The 19,852-nt window shown below is 58.9% G+C and carries 21 protein-coding genes; 12 read left to right on the forward strand and 9 right to left on the reverse strand.

Features of this window, described 5'->3' with window-relative positions:
- Positions 1-76: 76 nt before the first annotated feature.
- The 9 genes from A8B82_RS08775 (at position 77) to A8B82_RS08815 (ending at position 7,619) form a co-directional block, all read left to right on the forward strand.
- On the forward strand, positions 77-865 hold the full coding sequence (locus A8B82_RS08775; RefSeq protein ID WP_235604649.1) for a transporter substrate-binding domain-containing protein: 789 nt from the start codon (positions 77-79) through the stop codon (positions 863-865).
- Positions 866-926: 61 nt separating this feature from the next.
- Positions 927-1,718 carry a creatininase family protein gene (locus tag A8B82_RS08780; RefSeq protein WP_067290912.1) on the forward strand — a complete coding sequence of 264 codons (792 nt, stop codon included), beginning with the start codon at positions 927-929 and terminating at the stop codon, positions 1,716-1,718.
- A gap of 12 nt (positions 1,719-1,730) precedes the next feature.
- Positions 1,731-2,378, forward strand: a complete 648-nt coding sequence (locus A8B82_RS08785) for an amino acid ABC transporter permease (RefSeq protein WP_067290914.1) — start codon at positions 1,731-1,733, stop codon at positions 2,376-2,378.
- A 30-nt stretch (positions 2,379-2,408) separates the two neighbouring features.
- Positions 2,409-3,065 (forward strand): amino acid ABC transporter permease, encoded by a 657-nt coding sequence (locus A8B82_RS08790; protein ID WP_067290917.1) that lies wholly within the window; start codon positions 2,409-2,411, stop codon positions 3,063-3,065.
- Between the two features lie 14 nt (positions 3,066-3,079).
- Positions 3,080-3,841, forward strand: coding sequence for an amino acid ABC transporter ATP-binding protein (locus A8B82_RS08795; RefSeq protein ID WP_067290918.1), 762 nt, complete (start codon positions 3,080-3,082; stop codon positions 3,839-3,841).
- Complete coding sequence (locus tag A8B82_RS08800; RefSeq protein WP_067290921.1) at positions 3,842-5,179, forward strand: aminotransferase family protein; 1,338 nt, start codon at positions 3,842-3,844, stop codon at positions 5,177-5,179.
- A gap of 9 nt (positions 5,180-5,188) precedes the next feature.
- Positions 5,189-6,115, forward strand: a complete 927-nt coding sequence (locus A8B82_RS08805) for a 3-keto-5-aminohexanoate cleavage protein (protein ID WP_067290924.1) — start codon at positions 5,189-5,191, stop codon at positions 6,113-6,115.
- Positions 6,112-6,594 (forward strand): GNAT family N-acetyltransferase, encoded by a 483-nt coding sequence (locus A8B82_RS08810; RefSeq protein WP_067290926.1) that lies wholly within the window; start codon positions 6,112-6,114, stop codon positions 6,592-6,594. Before A8B82_RS08805 ends, A8B82_RS08810 begins: the two co-directional genes overlap by 4 nt.
- On the forward strand, positions 6,591-7,619 hold the full coding sequence (locus A8B82_RS08815; protein WP_067290928.1) for a histone deacetylase family protein: 1,029 nt from the start codon (positions 6,591-6,593) through the stop codon (positions 7,617-7,619). The genes A8B82_RS08810 and A8B82_RS08815 overlap by 4 nt, the downstream gene beginning before the upstream one ends.
- Before the next feature lie 71 nt (positions 7,620-7,690).
- On the opposite strand, the gene A8B82_RS08820 is transcribed toward A8B82_RS08815, so the two are convergent.
- Positions 7,691-8,173, reverse strand: coding sequence for an ureidoglycolate lyase (locus A8B82_RS08820; RefSeq protein WP_138069715.1), 483 nt, complete (start codon positions 8,171-8,173; stop codon positions 7,691-7,693).
- Entirely contained in the window at positions 8,170-9,582 is a 1,413-nt protein-coding gene (gene puuE, locus A8B82_RS08825) for an allantoinase PuuE (RefSeq protein ID WP_067290931.1), read from the reverse strand. The genes A8B82_RS08820 and puuE overlap by 4 nt, the downstream gene beginning before the upstream one ends.
- A gap of 141 nt (positions 9,583-9,723) precedes the next feature.
- On the opposite strand from puuE, the gene uraH reads away from it, so the two are divergent.
- The gene (uraH, locus tag A8B82_RS08830) at positions 9,724-10,077 is read left to right on the forward strand and encodes a hydroxyisourate hydrolase (protein WP_067290933.1); all 354 of its coding nucleotides are present in this window, start codon (positions 9,724-9,726) and stop codon (positions 10,075-10,077) included.
- Here uraH and A8B82_RS08835 read toward each other — a convergent pair.
- Positions 10,062-10,994 (reverse strand): LysR family transcriptional regulator, encoded by a 933-nt coding sequence (locus A8B82_RS08835; RefSeq protein ID WP_067290935.1) that lies wholly within the window; start codon positions 10,992-10,994, stop codon positions 10,062-10,064. The genes uraH and A8B82_RS08835 overlap by 16 nt on opposite strands.
- A 99-nt stretch (positions 10,995-11,093) precedes the next feature.
- Here A8B82_RS08835 and A8B82_RS08840 point away from each other — a divergent pair, with 99 nt between their 5' ends.
- Positions 11,094-12,332 carry a urate hydroxylase PuuD gene (locus A8B82_RS08840; RefSeq protein WP_067290936.1) on the forward strand — a complete coding sequence of 413 codons (1,239 nt, stop codon included), beginning with the start codon at positions 11,094-11,096 and terminating at the stop codon, positions 12,330-12,332.
- A 164-nt stretch (positions 12,333-12,496) separates the two neighbouring features.
- Here the strand turns inward: A8B82_RS08840 and bhcD are convergent, their stop codons facing one another.
- The 4 genes from bhcD to bhcA all read right to left on the reverse strand — a co-directional run bounded on the left by bhcD (position 12,497) and on the right by bhcA (position 16,894).
- A complete protein-coding gene (gene bhcD, locus A8B82_RS08845) occupies positions 12,497-13,462 on the reverse strand; it encodes an iminosuccinate reductase BhcD (protein WP_067291132.1) in 966 nt (321 codons plus the stop codon).
- Positions 13,463-13,564: 102 nt separating this feature from the next.
- Positions 13,565-14,728 carry a 3-hydroxy-D-aspartate aldolase BhcC gene (gene bhcC / locus A8B82_RS08850; RefSeq protein WP_067290938.1) on the reverse strand — a complete coding sequence of 388 codons (1,164 nt, stop codon included), beginning with the start codon at positions 14,726-14,728 and terminating at the stop codon, positions 13,565-13,567.
- 13 nt (positions 14,729-14,741) lie between these two features.
- Positions 14,742-15,707: a beta-hydroxyaspartate dehydratase BhcB gene (bhcB, locus tag A8B82_RS08855; RefSeq protein ID WP_067290948.1), complete on the reverse strand. Its 966-nt coding sequence runs from the start codon at positions 15,705-15,707 to the stop codon at positions 14,742-14,744.
- Positions 15,704-16,894, reverse strand: coding sequence for an L-aspartate--glyoxylate aminotransferase BhcA (gene bhcA, locus A8B82_RS08860; RefSeq protein ID WP_067290950.1), 1,191 nt, complete (start codon positions 16,892-16,894; stop codon positions 15,704-15,706). The genes bhcB and bhcA overlap by 4 nt, the downstream gene beginning before the upstream one ends.
- Before the next feature lie 170 nt (positions 16,895-17,064).
- Between bhcA and bhcR the strand changes: the two genes are divergently transcribed.
- Positions 17,065-17,913: an HTH-type transcriptional regulator BhcR gene (bhcR, locus tag A8B82_RS08865; protein WP_067291134.1), complete on the forward strand. Its 849-nt coding sequence runs from the start codon at positions 17,065-17,067 to the stop codon at positions 17,911-17,913.
- Here the strand turns inward: bhcR and A8B82_RS08870 are convergent, their stop codons facing one another.
- Together A8B82_RS08870 and A8B82_RS08875 are read right to left on the reverse strand one after the other, a co-directional pair.
- A complete protein-coding gene (locus A8B82_RS08870) occupies positions 17,914-18,762 on the reverse strand; it encodes a bifunctional allantoicase/(S)-ureidoglycine aminohydrolase (protein ID WP_067290951.1) in 849 nt (282 codons plus the stop codon).
- Positions 18,763-18,907: 145 nt separating this feature from the next.
- Positions 18,908-19,810: a LysR family transcriptional regulator gene (locus A8B82_RS08875; RefSeq protein WP_067290953.1), complete on the reverse strand. Its 903-nt coding sequence runs from the start codon at positions 19,808-19,810 to the stop codon at positions 18,908-18,910.
- Between the last annotated feature and the right edge of the window lie 42 nt (positions 19,811-19,852).

Genomic DNA, 19,852 nt, shown 5'->3' on the forward strand with positions numbered 1-19,852 from the left:
CTGAGCAGGCACATGCCCCGCTGCGCCTTTGGCGGGGTAGAACGCACGCCTGACGACAAAAACGGGAGTATATTAAATGATGAAATCGATGAACGTGCTGCGACGCGGCTTTCTGGCGGGCTCGATCGCCCTCATGGGGGTTGGTTTGTCCCCTGTGGCCGCCAGCGCGGATGAACTGGCGGAAATCAAGGAACGTGGTGTACTTAAGATCGCGATGAGCGGCCAATACCCGCCTTTCAACTTTGTGAACGAAGAAAACAAGGTCGTCGGCTTTGACCCGGCCATCGGCACAGAAATTGCCAAACGCATGGGCCTTGAGGTCGAAATCGTGACAACCGCCTGGGACGGGATCATCGGCGGGTTGCTGGCCAATAAATATGACGCCGTTGTCGGCTCCATGACCATCACCGAGGAACGCGACAAGGTGATTGATTTTGTTGGCCCCTACTACCGCACCAAACGCGCCATTTTTACCAAATCGGGGTCTGACCTCACCGATGTCTCACAACTCGACGATGTGAAAGTCGGCGTGACATTGGGTGAAACCCACGAAGAATGGGCGCGCGCGCAGGGTTATAACGTCAGCACCTACAAAGGTCTGCCCGAACTACTGCTTGAGCTGAACAATGGCCGGGTCGATGCCATTGTGAACGATTCCATCCCCGTCATGCTTGCCATGAAGGCCGGCCAATATGAGCTTGCCGTGATTGATGATCCGTCGGCAGAACCCTTTGGCGCAGGCATTGCGATCCGCGAAGGCAACCCTGATCTGTCCGCCGCCATGCAAGAGGCGCTGGACGCAATGATGGAAGATGGCACCTATCTCTCCATTGCTGAGGAATGGGTAGGCGGCGACATCCGCTAACCCCTCTGTTGTCAGCCGGGCCCCGTGCCTGGCTGGTCACCACTTGCCAAGGATTGCGCCAGTGACAACGACCTATGGTCATCTGACATGGGAGGATGTGCGCGACGCCGACAAGGATCGCGTGGTCATCCTCAATGTCTCTGCCACCGAAGACCACGGGCCCCATATGCCGCTGGACACCGATACGGTTCTGGGCATGGCCGTGGCCAACGGTGTGGCCGCCGCAGCCCCAGAAGAGGTCTTTGTCATGCCCCCGGTCCCCTATGGGTTCAATGAACACCACAAGGACTTTCCCGGTGTCATCTGGATACAGCCCGAAACGCTGATCGCCTTCGTCACCGACATCACCAAATCACTGGCGCACCACGGCTTTCGCCGCATCCTGCTGCTGAACAGCCACGGGTCAAACCACCCGGTTCTGGATCTGGCAGCGCGCAAGACCGTGATTGAAACCGGTATCATCTGTGTTTCGGCATCTTACTGGAACCTGTGTTCTGCGCGGATCAACGAGATCCGTAAATCGGACATCGGCGGCATTGCACATGCGGGTGAGTTTGAGGCGGCGATGTACATGTACCTGCACCCCAATCGGGTAAGTCTGGAAAGATCATCTACCCAGAATATCCACGACCCGAAAAGCAAATTCTTCAACCTCGATCTGGCAGGTGGCGGTGGCGGGGCCATGCTGATGCGCTGGTGGTCCGAAGTGTCGCCGGATGGCACCATGGGTGACCCGACCCTGGCCACCCCCGAAACCGGCAAGCGGTTCCTTGAGGCCGCAATCGAAGAGACCACCGCCCTCGTCCACGAAATCCGCGCGCTGCCGATCGGCAAGCGACAAGATCATCACTGAAAGGCAGCCGATTTGGACACTGATCTAATCCTGCGCGTCTATCCGTTCTTCCTCGAAGCGGCATGGGTGACAATCCAACTTTCCGTTCTTACGGCGCTGCTGGGACTGTGTTGTGGTGCCCTGGGGGCCGCCGCGCGCATGTCTCGCCTGGCGGTATTCCGTTGGATCGGTGCGGTCTACGTCAGCCTTTGGCGCGGCACCCCGGCGCTGATCCAGATTTTCATTCTCTACTTTGGCGGGCCCCAGATCGGTATCCAGCTTGATAGTTTCGAGGCGGGGACAATCGCCCTTGGCGTCAACATCGGGGCCTATATGACCGAAACCATCCGCGGCGCGATCCTGTCGGTGGACAAGGGCCAGACCGAGGCCGCCCGCACCCTGGGCATGAGCCGCTGGGAAACCATGCGAAAGGTCATCCTGCCTCAGGCTGCACGCCTGATGATCCGCCCGCTTGGCGTCAACATAAACGCGCTGATCAAAGGCACGGCACTGGTTGCGCCGATCTCGGTCGTTGAACTGACCTATACCGCGCAGCGCTTTATCGGATCGACCTACAAACCGTTTGAAATGTTCCTCATCGCGGGGCTGCTTTACATGGTGATCATCTATGTGGTGGGCCATGGCATCAACTGGCTGGACCGCCGGGCGCGGATCACATGAGCGGCGCGCGCATCATAACAGGAGGTCCACATGGGTCTTGATTTCACCGTGGTCCCCGGCTACTTCGGCATCCTTTTGATGGGGATGGGCTGGACCATTTCCATCACCGTCTGCGCCGGTTTGCTCAGCTTTTTCGGTGGCATCATTTTTGCGGTGATCGCCCTTTATGGCCATTGGACATTGCGCCTGCCGGTGCGTGGATTTGCCTTTCTGTTCATGGGCACGCCGCTGCTGTTGCAACTGTTCCTGATCTACTTTGGCCTGATCCAGATCGGCATCGACCTGCCCGCCTTTGTAGCGGGGGTGATCGGGCTGGGTTTGCACTTTGCGGTCTATAATTCCGAACTGATCCAGGCGTCGATCCTTGCTGTGGACAAGGGGCAGTACGAGGGCGCGCGCACCCTTGGCCTGTCGCGCGGCCAGACCCTGCGCCGCATCGTGATCCCGCAGGCGGTGCGCGCCGTGATCCCGCCGATGGGCAACAACATGATTGCGCTGCTCAAGGATTCCGCGCTGGTCTCCGTGATTGGGGTGATGGAACTGACGCTCGCCGCGCAGCAGGCCATCAGCCGCACCTACCGGCCGTTCGAATTCTACCTCGCGGCCGCCTTTTGCTATTACATCATCAACCTCGCGCTCGAGGCGGGATTGCGCCGTCTGGAACGCCGCATCGCCGCATCGCGCTGAGCCGGGAGAATACCATGACTGACCAAGCCTTTGTCACCATCAAGAACGCCGCCAAAAGCTTTGGCAAACTGGAGGTCTTGCGTGACATCAACCTGACCGTCGAACGCGGCCAGATCGTTGCCATCATCGGCCCGTCGGGGTCTGGCAAATCAACGCTGCTGCGCGCGATCAACGAACTTGACCCGCTGACCTCGGGCGAGGTCTGGCTCGAAGGGGTGCAGATTAACAAGAAGCTGCCCCACCGCCAGTACGAGGCCCATGTGAACCAAGTGCGCCAGGACATCGGCATGGTGTTCCAACACTTCAACCTGTTCCCGCATCTTACCGTGCGCGGCAACATCACGCTGGCCCCCACGATGCTCAAAGGGCTGTCCGACGCCGATGCCAATGCGCTGGCCGAGGAACAACTCGCCAAGGTGGGGCTGTCGGAAAAGATTGACGAATACCCATCGCGCCTGTCCGGTGGCCAGAAACAGCGCGTCGCCATCGCCCGTGCGCTGGCGATGAAACCCAAGGTCATGCTGTTCGACGAGGCCACATCGGCCCTCGACCCGGAACTGGTCGACGAAGTGAACCTCGTGATGAAACAACTGGCCGAAGAACACATGACCATGATCATCGTCACCCATGAGATGGATTTTGCCGCCTCTGTCTGCGACCGAGTGTTGTTCATGGATCAGGGCGTGGTGGTTGAAGAAGGCCCGCCTTCAGTGATCTTTGAAAAACCCGAACACGAACGCACCCGCAACTTTCTGCGCAAACACCTGAGCCGCTGAATGTCGAACCTGTTCTATCAGACCAAATCCCCGCGCCCCGTGTTGGAGCGGGCAGACGGGATTTACATGTGGGACACCTCCGGCAAACGCTACATCGACGGATCATCCGGCGCGATGGTCAGCAATATCGGCCATTCCAATCCCGCCGTTCTGGACGCGATGCGGGCCCAGATGGACAAATCCACCTTCGGGTATCGCCTGCATTTCCAAACCCAACCCTCCGAAGAGCTAGCGGCACGCACGGCGGCCCTGGCCCCTGCTGGCCTGAACAAGGTCTTCTTTGTCTCCGGCGGATCAGAGGCGGTTGAAAGCGCCATCAAGATGGCCCGCCAATACGCCCTGACCCAGGGTCAGGCGCAGCGCAGCAAGGTGATCTCGCGCTTTCCCAGCTATCATGGCTGCACCCTGGGCGCGCTGGCCCTGACCGGCACCGCAACGATGACCGCACCCTTCGACCCGATGATGCGCGCCATGCCCAAAATCCCGGCACCGCGTGCCTATCTGGATGGGCTGGATGCCGATGACCCGGCCACGGGCCACCACTATGCAGATATGCTTGAGGCCAAGATACTGGAGGAAGGCCCCGATACCGTGCTGGCCTTTATCGTCGAACCTGTCGGCGGGGCATCGACTGGCGCGCTGGTGCCGCCTGCGGGCTATATGCAACGCATCCGCGAGATTTGCACCCGATACGAGGTGCTGCTGATCCACGACGAGGTGATGACAGGTGGCGGACGCACCGGGCGCTTTTTCGGGGCGGAGCACTGGGATGTCACCCCCGATCTAATCGCCTTGTCCAAGGGTTTCGGCGGCGGTTACGTGCCGCTGGGGGCGATGATCGCACGGGATGACATTGTCGAGGCGGTGATGAACGCAGGGGGGTTCATTCACGGCTTTACCTATGCCGGCAACCCGCTGGCCTGTGCCGCTGGTTGTGCGGTGCTGGACCAGATCGAACAACACGACCTCACGGGCAACGCCGCACGTTTGGGTGATGCGCTGGCGGACCGCCTCCGTGGCCTGATGCAACGCTATCCCATGATAGGCGATGTGCGCGGCAAAGGGCTGCTTATGGCGTTTGAACTGATGGCCGACCGCACCAGCAAAAATCCCCTGCCCGCCACTTTGAACGCCCATGCACGGCTGGTCGACATCGCCTATGACAACGGCTTGATCATATATTCCCGGCGCACGCGCGGCGGTACATCGGGGGATCATTTCATGATCTGCCCTCCGATGCTTGTGACCACCGATCAACTGGACGAAATGGCAGACATCCTCGACCGCTCGCTCGCCACCTACATGGCCGAAATCCCCGACCTGTCACGCGCAAGCTGAGGAGGCTTCATGTCCAAAATCATCATCACCTGCGCCATCACCGGGTCAATCCACACGCCGTCGATGTCGCCCCATCTGCCCGTGACAGCCACGCAAATCACCGACAACGCCATAGACGCCGCCGCAGCCGGGGCCGCCATCCTGCACTTGCACGCGCGTGATCCCGACGATGGGCGGCCCTCGGCGCAGCCCGATCACTTCATGGCCTTCCTGCCACAGATCAAACAACGCAGCGATGCGGTGCTGAACCTGACCACAGGCGGCAGCGCCACAATGACGCTTGAAGCCCGCCTGGCCGCGCCGAAACTGGCCGAACCGGAGATGTGTTCGCTGAACATGGGCACAATGAACTTTGCGCTTTACCCGGCGGCGGAGCGGATCGGCGACTGGAAATACGACTGGGAAAAACCTTTTCTCGAAGGGTCCGATGATCTGGTGTTCAAAAACACGCCGCGCGACATGGCGCATGTGTTGCACGAAATGGGCGACAAACGCGGCGCACGTTTTGAATTTGAATGCTACGATGTCAGCCACCTCTACATGCTGCGCCATTTCATGGATCGCGGTCTGGTGCAGGCACCGCTGTTCATCCAGTTTGTCTTTGGTGTGCTTGGAGGTATCGGGCCGGACCCGGAAAACCTGACCCATATGAAACGGATCGCAGATAAGCTCTTTGGCGATGGTTACACCTTTTCCGTGCTGGCCGCAGGACGCCACCAGATGCCCTTGATTACCATGTCTGCGATCATGGGCGGTCATGTGCGCGTCGGACTTGAGGACAGTCTGATGATCTCGCGCGGGACACTGGCCCGCGACAACGCCGAACAGGTCGCCAAGATTCGCCGCATCGTCGAGGATCTGGGACGCACCGTCGCCACCCCTGCCGAGGCGCGAGAGATGCTGCACCTCAAGGGCGCGGACTGCACCTCGATATGAGCAATATCACCATCGCCCCCGTCACCCCCGATACCTTGCCGATGTTCGAACATGGCCTGCGTGCTTTGGCCGAACATTTGGGCGACCCCTACCGCGCCGATCCCGAAGGGCTGAAATTGGCGATCACAACCGCGGACAGTTGGTGTCTTGCCCTGCTTGCACAGGACGACGGCCAACCGCTTGGCGCACTGCTGGCCGCCCCGTATTTTTCGACATCACGCGGTGGGCCGGGGCTTTTCGTCTCTGATCTCTGGGTTGCCGAACCCGCGGGCGGCCAAGGGTTGGGGCGTCGCCTGCTGGCCGAAGCCCTGCACGCCAAACCGGCGTGGGGGCACGTGCAGTTCATCCGCCTGGCGGTCTATAAATACAACGCGGCAGCCCACGCCGCCTATCTGCGCATGGGCTTTGCCGCGCAGGACAGCGAAACAGCCATGTTGATCACGGGACCGCCCCTGGATCAGCTGAAAGGACAGTCTTGAAAGCGTTTTTTGACGACCGCCAATGGAAACACCAGCCGCGTCACTTCATGGCCAATGGCACCGTAATGCCAAACCCCGAACAGGCCGAACGCATCGACCGCCTGTTGGCAGGAGCACGCTCCGCTGGTTGTGATGTGGCCGCCCCCATAGACGCAGGTACAGGCCCCATCGCGGCGATCCATTCCCCCGAATACCTGACCTTTCTGGAAAACATCCACCCCCGCTGGATGCGGATAGAGGGCGGCGGCGAAGAGGTGATCCCCAATATCCACCCGGCCAATCGCACCGACAGCTATCCAAAATCCGCCGTTGGCCAGGCAGGGTTTCACCAGGCCGACACCGCCTGCCCCATCGCCGCCGGTACATGGGAGGCCGCCTATTGGTCCGCCCAATCCGCCATCACCGCCGCCGATGCCGTGGCTGCGGGTGCCGGGGCCGCCTATGCACTTTGCCGCCCGCCGGGGCACCATGCCTTTGGTGATATGGCCGGGGGATTTTGCTTTCTGAACAACTCCGGCATCGGTGCCGAACGCCTGCGCGCCCAAGGGCTGCGGTCTGCGATTCTGGATGTGGACGTACACCATGGCAATGGCACCCAAGGTATCTTTTACCACCGCGATGACGTGCTGACTCTTTCCCTGCACGCCGATCCTGAACGGTTCTACCCCTTCTTCTGGGGGCAGGCGCATGAACGTGGCGCAGGTGCCGGGCTGGGCTATAACCTCAACCTGCCCCTGCCCCGCGGCACCACTGACGCAGAGTTTCTGTCCACCCTCGACATCGCCCTGCAACGGATCAAATCCTTTGGGGCCGATGTGGTGGTTGTGGCGCTTGGCCTTGATGCCTTCAAAGGTGACCCGTTCAAGGGGTTTGCCGTGACAACCCAAGGGTTTGCCCAAATCGGCGGGGCCATCGCCCGGTTGGGCCTGCCCACCCTCTTTGTGCAGGAAGGCGGTTATCTGTGTGATGAATTGGGTGACAACCTGACCGCTACTCTTGGCGGTTTCAGCGAAAAATCCCACTGACCGGGTCAGCCCCCGACGGGAGTGGAGATAACCAAGGGAACCTGGACTTTCACGACGTCGGAGCCTGGCGGTTATTCGATCAGATAATCTTGCTCGAACCAGTATTCTTCCAGGTTCGTGCCCTCACCGATACGGTCAATGACAGCAAAAAGACCGGTTTCCGATAGCGGGGCCAGAACGCCATGCCAAATCCCCCTGTGAAAATTGATGGCTTGGCCTGGCTCGGTCAAAAACGCCTTTGGGTCCACCGGAATGCCATTGTCATCCTGGCAGACCACGACCAGAAAGGAATTGGCTGACATCGGTACGAAGGCCTGGCTGCCCTTCGGGTGGCGTTCGACCATCTTCAGTTTCAGGGGCAAGGATTCCATTTCGCCCTTGAAGATGCTTATGCCCGCGCGCCCGTCGGAAAAATCGAGGTGCGCCCTGTCATGGTAGCGTCCACACTTGCCTCGGTTGATGATCTTGTCAGGCGCGCCGGAAGCATCCAAGAGGTCACCATAGGGTTCAAAGGAAACTGCTGACAGCTTCTCGAGTTTGAGGTGAATGGTCATGATCCGAACCACTCAAGAAGCCGCAATTCCGCAATGCGTTCAACCTGGCTGCAGGCTTCTCCAAATTCCGTCTCCCAGTCGTTGCCGATGCGCCGTTTGAAGGCATCCTCGATGCTGGCCTTGGTATTGTCCCTGACCGCAATGATGAATGGAAATTCGAACCTGGCGGTGTATGTTTCGTTCAGTTCCGTAAAATTGGCGCGTTCCTGATCCGTGAGCTTGTCAAGACCTGCGCCCGCTTGTTCGGCAGTGCTTTCGGGCGTCAACCGTCCCGCTGCTGCAAGTTTCCCGGCAAGATCAGGGTGCGCCGTGAGCACGCTCAGGCGCTGCTGCTCGGATGCACCACGAAACACACTGGAAAGGGCCTGATGCACACCTTGCGCTGTGTCATGGGTCGGACCAAGCTCACCGTCAAAGGCAGCTTCGGCGATCCATGCGGAATGTTCGTAAATGCCCCCGAACTCAGAGATAAAGGTGGCGCGGTCCATCTCTGACGGTCTGTTGAATATCACAGGAGGGTTCTCCTTGATCCAGTGTTGTGCAATTTGATGGCGTGTCGCGAACCAGACGCCGTCGTGCGATTTCATGTATTCAATGACACGGCGCAAAGCAGCGGCACGCCCAGGCCGTCCGATCAACCGGCAGTGCAGGCCGATGGACAGCATTTTCGGCGCACCGCTTTCACCCTCTTCGTAGAGGATGTCAAAGCTGTCCTTCAGATAGGATTCAAATTGATCTCCGTTGGTGAAACCGGCCTGTATGGCAAACCGCATGTCGTTGCAGTCCATCGTATAGGGGACGATCAGCTGGTGTCGGCCTGCGAAGGTCATCCAGTATGGAAGATCGTCTGCATAGCTGTCGGCAACGTAATCGAACTGCCCCGTTTCAGCGGCCAGTCGCACCGTATTGTTTGAACATCGCCCTGTGTACCAACCCCGCGGGGCTTCGCCCACGGCCAGCCTATGCACCCGGATCGCTTCGGCAATCTGTGCGCGCTCTTCTTCTTCCGTCATGTCCTTGTGCTCGACCCACTTTAATCCGTGACTGGCAATCTCCCAATCGGCGTCTTTCATGGCGGCAACCTGTTCCGGGGCCCGTCCAAGTGCGGTTGCGACGCCGTAAACCGTGACCGGAATGTCCTTGAGCATCCGATGAATACGCCAGAATCCGGCGCGCGATCCATATTCGTAGATCGATTCCATGTTCCAATGACGCTGTCCGGGCCATGGTTGCGCGCCTGTGATCTCCGAAAGAAAGGCCTCGGACGCAGGGTCCCCATGCAGGATATTGTTCTCGCCGCCTTCTTCGTAGTTTAGTACGATCTGCACAGCGATTTTTGCACCATTTGGCCAATTTGCGGTTGGCGGTGTGGCACCATATCCGGTCATGTCGCGCGGGTATCGATTCATTTCAGTCCTCCTGGTTGGACTGCTTGTAATTCAAAACAATAACTAGGATTTTCAAAAAAATCATGAAGGAGCCTCAATCAGCTCCGGGTTTGTGAATCATGACGCCAATTGACAGACTGTGCGAAACCTAAGGAGCATGCCATGTCCGGTTATTTGACCACCCACGTTCTCGATACAGCCAGAGGCTGCCCGGCCGAAGGGTTGAAAATCGAGCTTTTCCGAATTGATGGGGAGGAGCGCATGCGGCTGAAATCGGTCGTCACCAACGATGACGGGCGCACGGATTCTCAGATCCTGCCAGCCGAGGCGTTTGAAGTGGGAGTTTATGAGCTGGTTTTTCATGCCGGTTCCTATCTCGACCGCACGGGAACACCGGCGGAGCAGCCCAGATTTCTCGACGTCATCCCCCTTCGGTTCGGCATGTCGCATGCGCAACATTACCATGTGCCGCTGCTGCTTTCCCCCTTCGGCTATTCGACTTATCGCGGAAGCTGATCAGGCAGCCTTGTGTCCTTTATGACGCCTGCGATCCGTTCCGAGACGAAATCCATGAAGAGCCGGGACTTCGGATCCTGATGCCTGCGGTGCGTAAACAGGCAGGCCATCTGGATGGGTTCAGGAGGCGTCTCCTCCCCGACGACGGCCAACTCACCGGTTTTGAGATGTTGGGCCACTTCGAAAACGGGTTTCAGTGCAATGCCGTGACCTGCCAGCGCCCAATCCACCAGAACGTCACCGTCGTCACATTCATAACGTCCGGCGACGCGGAAACGCTTTGGTCCTGAAGCCGTGATCAGCGGCCACTGGAACTCTGTCGCACCAGGAAAGCGAAGGTTCAGGCACTCGTGCTTGTCCCTGACAATTTCATGGCCAGAATGCGGATGCCCACGCTGCGCGATGTAGGCTGGGGATGCGCAGAGCACTCTTTGTACATCTGCAATTTTCTTGATCTTCAAATTGCTGTCCTCGGGCTGGCCAAGGAAATAGGCAAGATCCAACCCTTCTGTGGTGAGATCGACCTTTCGGTCGGTCAACCGCAACCGCACGCTGACATCCGGATATTCCGCCAGAAATGCCGGCACCTGCGGCGCAATCAGCCGCCTGCCAACACCTAAGGGTGCAGCCACATAGAGTGATCCCCTTGGGCTGTCTGTGATCGCCGTGACCTGCGCCTCTGCCGCTTCGATGGATTCCAGTATCTCGCAGGCGCCCCGATAAAAGGCCTGGCCCTGCTCGGTCACGCTCAGGTTCCGCGTGGTCCGCTGAAACAGCCTGACGCCCAGATGATCTTCCAATTGGGAAATCCGCGACGAAGTTACCGCTGGCGAGACCCGCAGATCGCGACCGGCAGCCGACATGCTGCCAAGCTCGTAGACCCGGACAAAAGTTCGGATGTTCTCAAAGTAAGACATTGTTCTGCTTTTTTTGATACAGCTTGGGAACTCACAGCAATACCAGAACAATCCTTTCTCGCCTAGTCTGTTGTCAGCTTCGATTCCAGGGAGGTGGAAATGTACGACTTCGCAATCATGTGGGACTGGTTCGCTTTTTCGATCCGATGGCTGCACGTCATCACGGCAATGGCCTGGATCGGCGCTTCGTTCTACTTCATCGCCCTCGACCTGATGCTGAAACCCGCAGAGGACATGCCCGAGGGCGCATATGGCGAAGAGTGGGAAGTTCATGGCGGTGGCTTTTACCACACCACGAAATACCTGGTGGCCCCCGCCCGCATGCCAGAGCACCTGACCTGGCATAAATGGCAAAGCTACGCGACCTGGCTCTCTGGTGCGGGGCTTTTGATGATCATCTACTGGGTGGGCGGCGAGCTGTTCCTGCTGGACCCCACCAAGGCCGACCTCTTCCTCTGGCAAGGTGTCCTGATCTCCGGTGGTTCGCTGACCCTCGGCTGGCTGGCCTATGATTTCATGTGCAAATCGAAGCTGAGTGAAAAGCCGACAATGCTCATGCTGCTTTTGTTTGTGATCCTCGTGGTGATGTCCTGGGGATATAACCAGATCTTCACGGGCCGCGCCGCCCTGCTGCATCTGGGCGCTTTCACCGCGACCATCATGACAGCCAACGTTTTCTTCCAGATCATGCCAAATCAGCGTGTCGTGGTCGAGGACCTCAAGGCAGGGCGCACCCCGGATGCCAAATACGGCAAGATTGCCAAGGTGCGGTCGACCCACAACAACTACCTCACGCTGCCGGTCGTTTTTCTGATGCTCAGCAACCATTATCCGCTGGCTTTCGGCACCCAATATGCTTGGATCATCGCCAGCCTGATCTTTCTGACCGGCGTGACGATCCGGCATTACTTCAACACGATGCACAAGACCGGAACGGGCCCCCATTGGACATGGGCTGTCACGGTCATTTTGATGATCACAATCGCCTGGCTGTCCTCCGTTCGGCCCACCGAAACGATAGAGAACGCCGAAGCCCGCGATCTGACACTCTATGAGCAGAGGTTTGTGGCCGCAGAAGGGTTCGACGACGCTTACGATATCGTTCTGGGAAATTGTTCGATGTGCCACGCACGCGAGCCGTTCTGGGATGGAATCAGATGGGCACCAAAAGGCGTGTTCCTCGAAACCCAGGGCGATGTGGCGCGGCATGCAGATCAGATCTATCTTCAGGCCGGTGTCAGCCACGCCATGCCACCGCCAAATGCCATCGCGACAATGACCCCCGAAAGCCGGGAAAAGATCATCGCATGGGTGCGCAACGCGCGCGCTGAGAAATGATCCGATACTGCAATGCTGCCAAGTCAGCCCGCGTGTCGGGGTATGGCAGATTGCCCATCGTTTCGATGACGGCAATTCCAGTGTAGACGGCCAGCGCAATGGGCTGACCGTCTGACTCCGTTAGCCGTTACCGGGCAAGGTGCGGCGGGCGAAACAATCTGCCCTTAAAAATCGACCTCGATGGCGACACCCTTCTTCACGGCAAGCTCCACAACGCTTGCCGCCACAGCAAGATCCTGCAAGCCGACGCCGGTGCCATCGAACAGCGTGATCTCGCTCTCTGAGGTCCGCCCCCTGTGAGTGCCGTTTATGACAGCACCGATCTGGTGAACGTCGCTTTCCCGGATCAGGCCCTGGGCAATCGCGTGTTGCGCTTCGCCGATGCTGATAGATTGCGCGACCTCATCCGTGAACACGGTGGATCTGGCAAGCAACGACGCCTCGACCTCCTGTTTGCCCTTGGTGTCCGTCCCCATGCAGGCGATATGCGTGCCCTCGGATATGTGGTTGGCCATGATGCTGGGCGCAAATGTGGAAGTGATCGAGATCACCACATCCGCCTCTGCCATGCCTTCAAGCGGAACCGCCTCGAAAGGCAGACCTGCCTCATGCGCGATCTTTTCGATGTTGGGCAGCATTTCAGGGTGAAAGTTCCAGCCGATCACCTTCTCGAACTGTCGCTGTTCAAGGGCGGCGCGCAGCTGGAACGTGGCCTGATGGCCGGCACCAACCATGCCCATCACCTTGGCGTCCTTGCGTGCCAGATGTTTGATCGAAACGGAGGACGCCGCCGCCGTGCGCAGGGCTGTCAACAGGTTGCCGCCGACCATCGCGATGACCTTGCCAGTGTCCGGGTCAAATAGGAAAACCGTCGATTGGTGGTTGATCAGGTCGTGCTTTTCAAGGTTGTGGGGCCAGTAGCCGCCCGCCTTCAGACCCAGGGCCATGCCCGCTTTGTCGAAGCCGCCCTTGAAGCCGTAAAGCGCATCCTCATGGCCGATGGCCTCGCGGATCACCGGGAAATTATAGGCGTCTTTCGCGGCCATGGCGGCAAACACACCCTCAACCGCATCGAATGCAGCATCACGGGTCATGAGGTCGGCAATTTCGCGTTCAGGAACGATAAGCATCGGGTTCTCCATTGGAATTCATGTATCCGCGCGCGCCGCGACAGAGATCGGGCGCGCGCAGGTTTTGGTCTTCGGCAGAGCAATGCGGCCGGAAGAGAGGGATCAATAGGCTTTGCCGCGCGCCGATACCGGCCAGACGGTTTCAACCTTGCCGCCACGCACGCCGACATACCAGTCGTGCACATTGCAGGTCGGGTCGCAGTGCCCCGGCACCAGCTTCAGCTTGTCATTGACCTTGAGCGCGCCGTTGGGATCCCCGACCACGCCATGTTCGTCGGAACATTTCAGGTATTCCACATCGTCGCGGCCATAGACGAACGGCAGGCCGCTGTCGACGGATTGCGCCTTAAGCCCGGCGTCAACGATGGCCTTGTCGGCCTTTGCGTGGCTCATCACGGTGGTCAGGATGAACAATGCGTTTTCCCATTCGCCGTTGTCGATGCGGTTGCCATCCTTGTCGAGGATCCGCCCGTAATCGGCATCCATGAAGGCGTAGGAGCCACATTGCAGCTCGTTGTAAACATTCGATGCGCTTTCAAAGTAATAGGATCCGGTGCCGCCGCCGCCAACGATATCACATTCAAGACCGTTGCTCTTGAGGCCATTCACCGCATCCGCCACCTGTGCGATTGCCGCGTCCAGTTTTTCTTTGCGGTCAGCGTAAAGATCGAGGTGCTGCATCGCGCCCTGGTAGGCCTGGATGCCGGCAAATTTCAAACCAGCCGCCGCGTCGATCAACTTGGCGATGTGCACCACGTCCTGCGTGGTGCTGACACCGCAACGGCCCGCACCGCAATCAATTTCAACCAGGGCCTCGATCTGGGTGCCATGTCTGACGGCCGCGTCGGACAATGCCTCCACGTTGTCGGGATCGTCCACACAGACCAGAATGCGCGCGCCCGATTTCGGCAATTGCGCCAGGCGGTCGATCTTGACCGGATCGGTGACCTGGTTGGACACCATCACATCCTTGATGCCGCCGCGCACAAACACTTCGGCCTCCGACACTTTCTGGCAGCACACACCGACCGCATGGCCAAGGTCCTGCTGCAGTTTCAGCACGTCGACGGATTTGTGCATTTTGCCATGGGCGCGGTGGCGCATGCCGTGGTCGCGCGCGTAATCGCCCATTTTCCTGATGTTACGCTCAAGCGCGTCAAGATCCAGGATCAGACAGGGTGTCTGAATCTCCGCCTCGTCCATGCCGGGCAGCGCCGGAATGTCATAGCCGACTTCGTATTTGTCCAGATTTACATGCGTGTTCATAGCTTGGGGTCCTTCACTTGAGCCAGGGCAGCAGGTCGAGGTCGACATTGCCGCCGGTGATGATGATGCCGACGCGTTTGCCGGCAAACCTTTCCTTGTTCTTCAAGACCGTCGCCAGTGGCACGGAAGAGCTGGCCTCCATCACAATGCGCAGGTGCTTCCAGGTCAGCTTCATCGCAGCGATGATTTCCTCTTCGGAGGCGGTCAGAATATCGGTGACGTGGTTGGAAACGAAATGCCATGTCAGGTCCTTCAACGGCACCAGCAACCCGTCCGCGATGGTCCGGGGGGCGTCGTCGGCGATGATATGACCCGCCTTGAAACTGCGGTAAGCGTCGTCGGCCTGTTCCGGCTCTGCCGCGATGATCTGCATTTCGGGGGCGAGGTTGGACAGGGTCAGGCAGGTGCCCGAAATCATGCCGCCGCCACCGATGGGTGCCACCATCATGTCAAGCCCGTTGGTCTGTTCAAGGAACTCCTTCGCGCAGGTGCCCTGCCCCGCGATCACGCGCGGATCGTTATAGGGATGCACGAAATCACCACCGGTTTCAGCCTGCACCCTGGCAAATGTTTCTTCGCGCGAGGAGGTGGAGGGCTCGCATTCAGTGATCTTGCCACCATAGCGCGCGACCGTGTCCTTTTTGGCTTGCGGTGCCGTGCGCGGCATGACGACGTTGCATGGAATTCCCCGCCGCATAGCCGCATAGCTGAGGCATGAGGCATGGTTCCCCGACGAATGGGTCGCCACGCCCAGGCGGGCCTGTTCATCGCTCAGCCCGAACACGGCGTTGGCTGCGCCGCGCACCTTGAACGCGCCGGGTTCCTGAAAGTTCTCGCATTTGAAGAACAGTTCCGCACCCGTCAGCTCGTTCAGATAGGCCGAGCTGCGCACCGGAGTGCGCCGGATGTGCGGCTTGATCCGCACATGCGCATCCTCCATGTCCTTGAGCGTCGGGATATACATCGTGTTGTCCATCATGCTGCCGCTTTCCTGGCAGATGCCTGGCCGTGGCGATAGAATGCCTGCGCCGCGGCGACGCCGGAACCCAGTTTGATGTCCAGCCCCAGGTCCACCATCACCATTTCGGCGGTGGCCAGACCCGACAACATCATCGCATCTGTCAGGCTGCCCAGATGGCCAATGCGGAATACCTTGCCCGCGACCTCGCCCAATCCCACGCCGAATGCCATGCCATAGGTCTTGGCGGCGACAGTCACGATATCGGTGGCATTGAACCCTTCCGGGGTGCGGATGGCGGAAACCGTGTCGGAATAGAATTCCGGCGATGCGGCACACAGCTCCAGCCCCCAGGCATCAACCGCCTTGCGCACGCCTTCGGCAATCCGGTGGTGGCGGGCAAAGACGTTTTCCAGCCCTTCATCCAGCAGCATGTCCAGCGACAGTTTCAGGCCATTCATCAGGCCAACCGGCGGGGTGTAGGGGAAGGCGTTGTTGTCGTATCCCTTCTGCATGTCCTTGATGTCAAAGAAGGTGCGCGGCAGCGTGGCCACGTCGCTCGCCCTGATCGCCTTGTCCGAGAATCCCAGGATCGCAAGACCCGCAGGCAACATGAAGCCTTTCTGACTGCCGGTCACGGCAACATCGACGCCCCATTCGTCAAAGCGGAAATCCATCGACGCGATGGAGCTGACCCCGTCCACGAACAACAATGCCGGGTGCCCTGCCGCGTCCATCGCCTTGCGAATGGCACCAATATCGGACTTCACACCGGTTGCGGTTTCGTTATGCGTTGCCAGCACGACCTTGATGTCGTGGTTTTTGTCGGCTTTCAGGATATCCTCGTATGTGTCGGCAGGAATGCCCTGCCCCCAAGGGGTTTCAACCACCTGAACATCCAGCCCGTGTCGCTGGCACATGTCAATCCAGCGATGGCTGAACATCCCGTTGCGCGCGGCAAGTACCTTGTCACCCGCGTTCAAGCAGTTGCTCAGCGCGGTTTCCCAACCGCCGGTCCCGGTGGAAGGGAAGATGAAGATCTTCGCGCTGTCCGACTTCAGAACCTTGCGCACGCCTTCAAGGCAAGGATGCAAGATCTTGCCAAATACCGGCGAACGGTGGTCGATTGTCGGCATGTAGCATGCCTGACGGACGGCTTCGGGCATATTGGTCGGGCCAGGAATGAAAACGGGGTTCTGGAAGCTCATGACGGTCTCCTTGTTTTGAAGTTAACTCCAAACTAGCAAACGCCAACCGATTGCGATATTTTTTTGAAATCGTTTTTCATTTTCCATAGTTATAGAAAAACTATTCATTGTCAGAGGCTTGCGTTTTTCATAATATGAAGGTGTTTTTCATAAAATTGGGGATTCACTTTATGGCTTTGCAAGAGAATGGGAAGCAAACTGCACGGAAAACCAGGGGCCGCCCGCGGGACTGGGATGACAAGACGGAGCAGAACACCATCAAATCGCTGGATCGCGCGATGGAGGTTTTTGAATTCCTGAGCGAGGCGCAGGGCAAGACACTGTCGGGGCTGGCCACCGATCTCGGGCAGTCGCCCGCAACGGTTTACCGCATTCTTGTCACTCTGGAAGGTCGCGGCCTGGTCGAATTCGATCAGGCCGATCAGGTCTGGCACATCGGCCCCCGCGCCTTTGTAATCGGCGCGCGGTTCCTCAAACGCACCAGCCTGGTCGAACGCGCCCGCCCTTTCCTGCGGCACCTGATGGATGAAACGGGGGAAACCGCGAACCTCGGGATCGAACAGAATGGCCATGTCCTGTTTGTCAGCCAGGTCGAAACCAACGCCAGCATCCGCGCGTTCTTTCCGCCCGGCACCCTGTCGCGGCTGCACGCATCGGGCATCGGCAAGGCGCTGATGTCGCAGATGGACGCGGTGCGCCTCGACAATATGCTGTCGCGCGGACCGCTGGAACGGTTCACGCAAAACACATTGACAGACCGCGACAGCCTGTTGGCGGATCTGGCCGAAACCAGGGCGCGGGGCTATGCGCTTGATGGTGAAGAACGCAATCTTGGCATGCGCTGCATCGCCGCGCCGGTGTTCGACATGAACAGCGAGGCGATTGCCGGCATTTCGGTGTCCGGCCCGACCTCGCGGATAGGGTTGGATGCCATCGAAAACCTCAGTGTTGCGGTTGTCGCAGCGGCCCGTGAGCTGACGTCGGCCATTGGCGGAGAGCCGAACCAGCACCCGCGTTGATCAGGCGCGCGCCTGCGATGCCCCTGTCGCCGGGCGCAGCGCCATCTGGCGGTTCACATCCTTGTAAAGCAAGTAGCGGAACCGCCCCGGCCCGCCCGCGTAACAGGCCTGCGGACAAAATGCGCGCAACCACATGTAATCGCCGGCCTCCACTTCGACCCAGTCATTGTTCAGTCGATAGGCGGCCTTGCCTTCCAGCACGTATAGCCCGTGTTCCATCACATGGGTCTCCAGAAACGGGATCACGCCACCAGGTTCAAATGTCACGATGGTGACATGCATGTCGTGGCGCATATCGGCGGGATCGACAAACCGTGTCGTTGCCCATCTGCCATCGGTATCGGGCATGACACTCGGTGCGATGTCCTGTTCATTGGCAATGACGACATCGGGCATATCCAGCCCTTCAACCGCTTCATAGGCCTTTCTGATCCAGTGAAACCGCAGCATGTCGTCACCCCGGTTGCGCAGGGTCCAGCCACACTCAGGCGGCAGATAGGCATAGCCGCCGGGTGCAAGGCTGTGTGACTTTCCATCAATGGTAAGTGTTGCGATGCCCTCGACCACGAACAAAACGCCCTCGGCGCAGGGGTCGCTTTCCGCTTTGTCCGATCCACCGCCGGGTGAAACTTCCATGATATATTGCGAAAAGGTTTCGGCGAAGCCGCTGAGCGGGCGCGACAGTACCCAAAGCCGGGTTTTGCCCCAGAACGGCAGGAAGCTGGTCACGATATCGCGCATCGTGCCCTTGGGAATGACCGCATAGGCGTCGGTAAAGATTGCACGATCCGTGAGGAGTTGATCCTGACCGGGATGGCCGCCCTTTGGGGCATAATAGCTGGCCGTCATGATGACTCCTTGTCTGATCTATACGCAGATGGAGTCTAAATGACGCGGGGCGGAAAGCCATTGCACTGGCACCGACAGATGTATTCTGTTTTTTTTGATAATGCGCAAGAATGCCTTGGAAAACCGTCATCCTGGGACTGCCTGGTTAAACCTCGGACAGATGTTCCCGGCACCTCTTGAGCAAAAAATCTATGAAGAGTCGTACCTTGCTGTCCTGCAACCGCCTGTGCGGATAGAGGCACCCGAACATGGCAGGTTCCGGCGGCGTATCGGGGAGGATTTCGACAAGATCGCCGCGGTTCAGATGCTCGCTGACTTCGAACAAGGGCTTGTTGACGATCCCGCGCCCGGCAAGCGCCCAATCGGTCAGAACGTCGCCGTCATCTGAATCGTAACTGCCGGACACATCCATTCTCAAAGGCCCTTCCGCTGTCGCCAGGGTCCAGAACCATTCAGGCGACCTGGGGTAGCGCAGCAGCAGGCAATTATGGTTTCGAAGTTCCTGGGGGGTTTGCGGCAAACCACGCCGTTCAAGGTAGGCCGGGGCGGCACACAAAATGCGCGGCGTGTCCAGGATCTTGCGCAACTTCAAATTTGAATCCGGCGGGCGGCCAATAAAGAAGGCGACATCCAGCCCATCTTCCAACAGGTCCACCTTCCGGTCTGACAACCGCAGCCGGACCGATACCTCCGGATATTCATCCACAAAATCGGGGATCAGGGGTGCGATCAGGCGCTTGCCTACACCAAGCGGTGCCGTCACCTGTATGGTGCCGTGCGGGTTCTGCGAAAAATCGGAGACCGCAGCCTCGGCATCTTCCAACGATTGCACGACCAGCCGGGCGCGATCGTAAAACGCCTGGCCCACTTCAGTGGGGGACAGTTTGCGGGTTGTGCGGTTGAACAGGCGCACATCCAGACGGCGTTCCAACTCCTTGATCCTGTTGCTGGCCACGGCAGGCGTCAGCCGCAAGTCACGCCCGCCTGCGGTGATACTGCCCAGCTCCACAACCCTGACAAAGACCTTCAGACTTTCGAGATAGGGCATGACCTTCTCCGATTATATACGATTCGTTGAAAGAGCATACGC

It is taken from the genome of Sulfitobacter sp. EhC04 (assembly GCF_001650875.1).
Lineage (GTDB): Bacteria > Pseudomonadota > Alphaproteobacteria > Rhodobacterales > Rhodobacteraceae > Sulfitobacter.

Bases quoted from the DNA above. Each gene is read 5' to 3' on its own strand.
- A8B82_RS08775 (WP_235604649.1), top strand. From the start codon at position 77: ATGATGAAATCGATGAACGTGCTGCGACGCGGCTTTCTGGCGGGCTCG.
- A8B82_RS08790 (WP_067290917.1), top strand. From the start codon at position 2,409: ATGGGTCTTGATTTCACCGTGGTCCCCGGCTACTTCGGCATCCTTTTG.
- A8B82_RS08795 (WP_067290918.1), top strand. From the start codon at position 3,080: ATGACTGACCAAGCCTTTGTCACCATCAAGAACGCCGCCAAAAGCTTT.
- A8B82_RS08800 (WP_067290921.1), top strand. From the start codon at position 3,842: ATGTCGAACCTGTTCTATCAGACCAAATCCCCGCGCCCCGTGTTGGAG.
- A8B82_RS08805 (WP_067290924.1), top strand. From the start codon at position 5,189: ATGTCCAAAATCATCATCACCTGCGCCATCACCGGGTCAATCCACACG.
- A8B82_RS08810 (WP_067290926.1), top strand. From the start codon at position 6,112: ATGAGCAATATCACCATCGCCCCCGTCACCCCCGATACCTTGCCGATG.
- A8B82_RS08820 (WP_138069715.1), bottom strand. From the start codon at position 8,173: ATGACCATTCACCTCAAACTCGAGAAGCTGTCAGCAGTTTCCTTTGAA.
- puuE (WP_067290931.1), bottom strand. From the start codon at position 9,582: ATGAATCGATACCCGCGCGACATGACCGGATATGGTGCCACACCGCCA.
- uraH (WP_067290933.1), top strand. From the start codon at position 9,724: ATGTCCGGTTATTTGACCACCCACGTTCTCGATACAGCCAGAGGCTGC.
- A8B82_RS08835 (WP_067290935.1), bottom strand. From the start codon at position 10,994: ATGTCTTACTTTGAGAACATCCGAACTTTTGTCCGGGTCTACGAGCTT.
- A8B82_RS08840 (WP_067290936.1), top strand. From the start codon at position 11,094: ATGTACGACTTCGCAATCATGTGGGACTGGTTCGCTTTTTCGATCCGA.
- bhcD (WP_067291132.1), bottom strand. From the start codon at position 13,462: ATGCTTATCGTTCCTGAACGCGAAATTGCCGACCTCATGACCCGTGAT.
- bhcC (WP_067290938.1), bottom strand. From the start codon at position 14,728: ATGAACACGCATGTAAATCTGGACAAATACGAAGTCGGCTATGACATT.
- bhcB (WP_067290948.1), bottom strand. From the start codon at position 15,707: ATGATGGACAACACGATGTATATCCCGACGCTCAAGGACATGGAGGAT.
- bhcA (WP_067290950.1), bottom strand. From the start codon at position 16,894: ATGAGCTTCCAGAACCCCGTTTTCATTCCTGGCCCGACCAATATGCCC.
- bhcR (WP_067291134.1), top strand. From the start codon at position 17,065: ATGGCTTTGCAAGAGAATGGGAAGCAAACTGCACGGAAAACCAGGGGC.
- A8B82_RS08870 (WP_067290951.1), bottom strand. From the start codon at position 18,762: ATGACGGCCAGCTATTATGCCCCAAAGGGCGGCCATCCCGGTCAGGAT.
- A8B82_RS08875 (WP_067290953.1), bottom strand. From the start codon at position 19,810: ATGCCCTATCTCGAAAGTCTGAAGGTCTTTGTCAGGGTTGTGGAGCTG.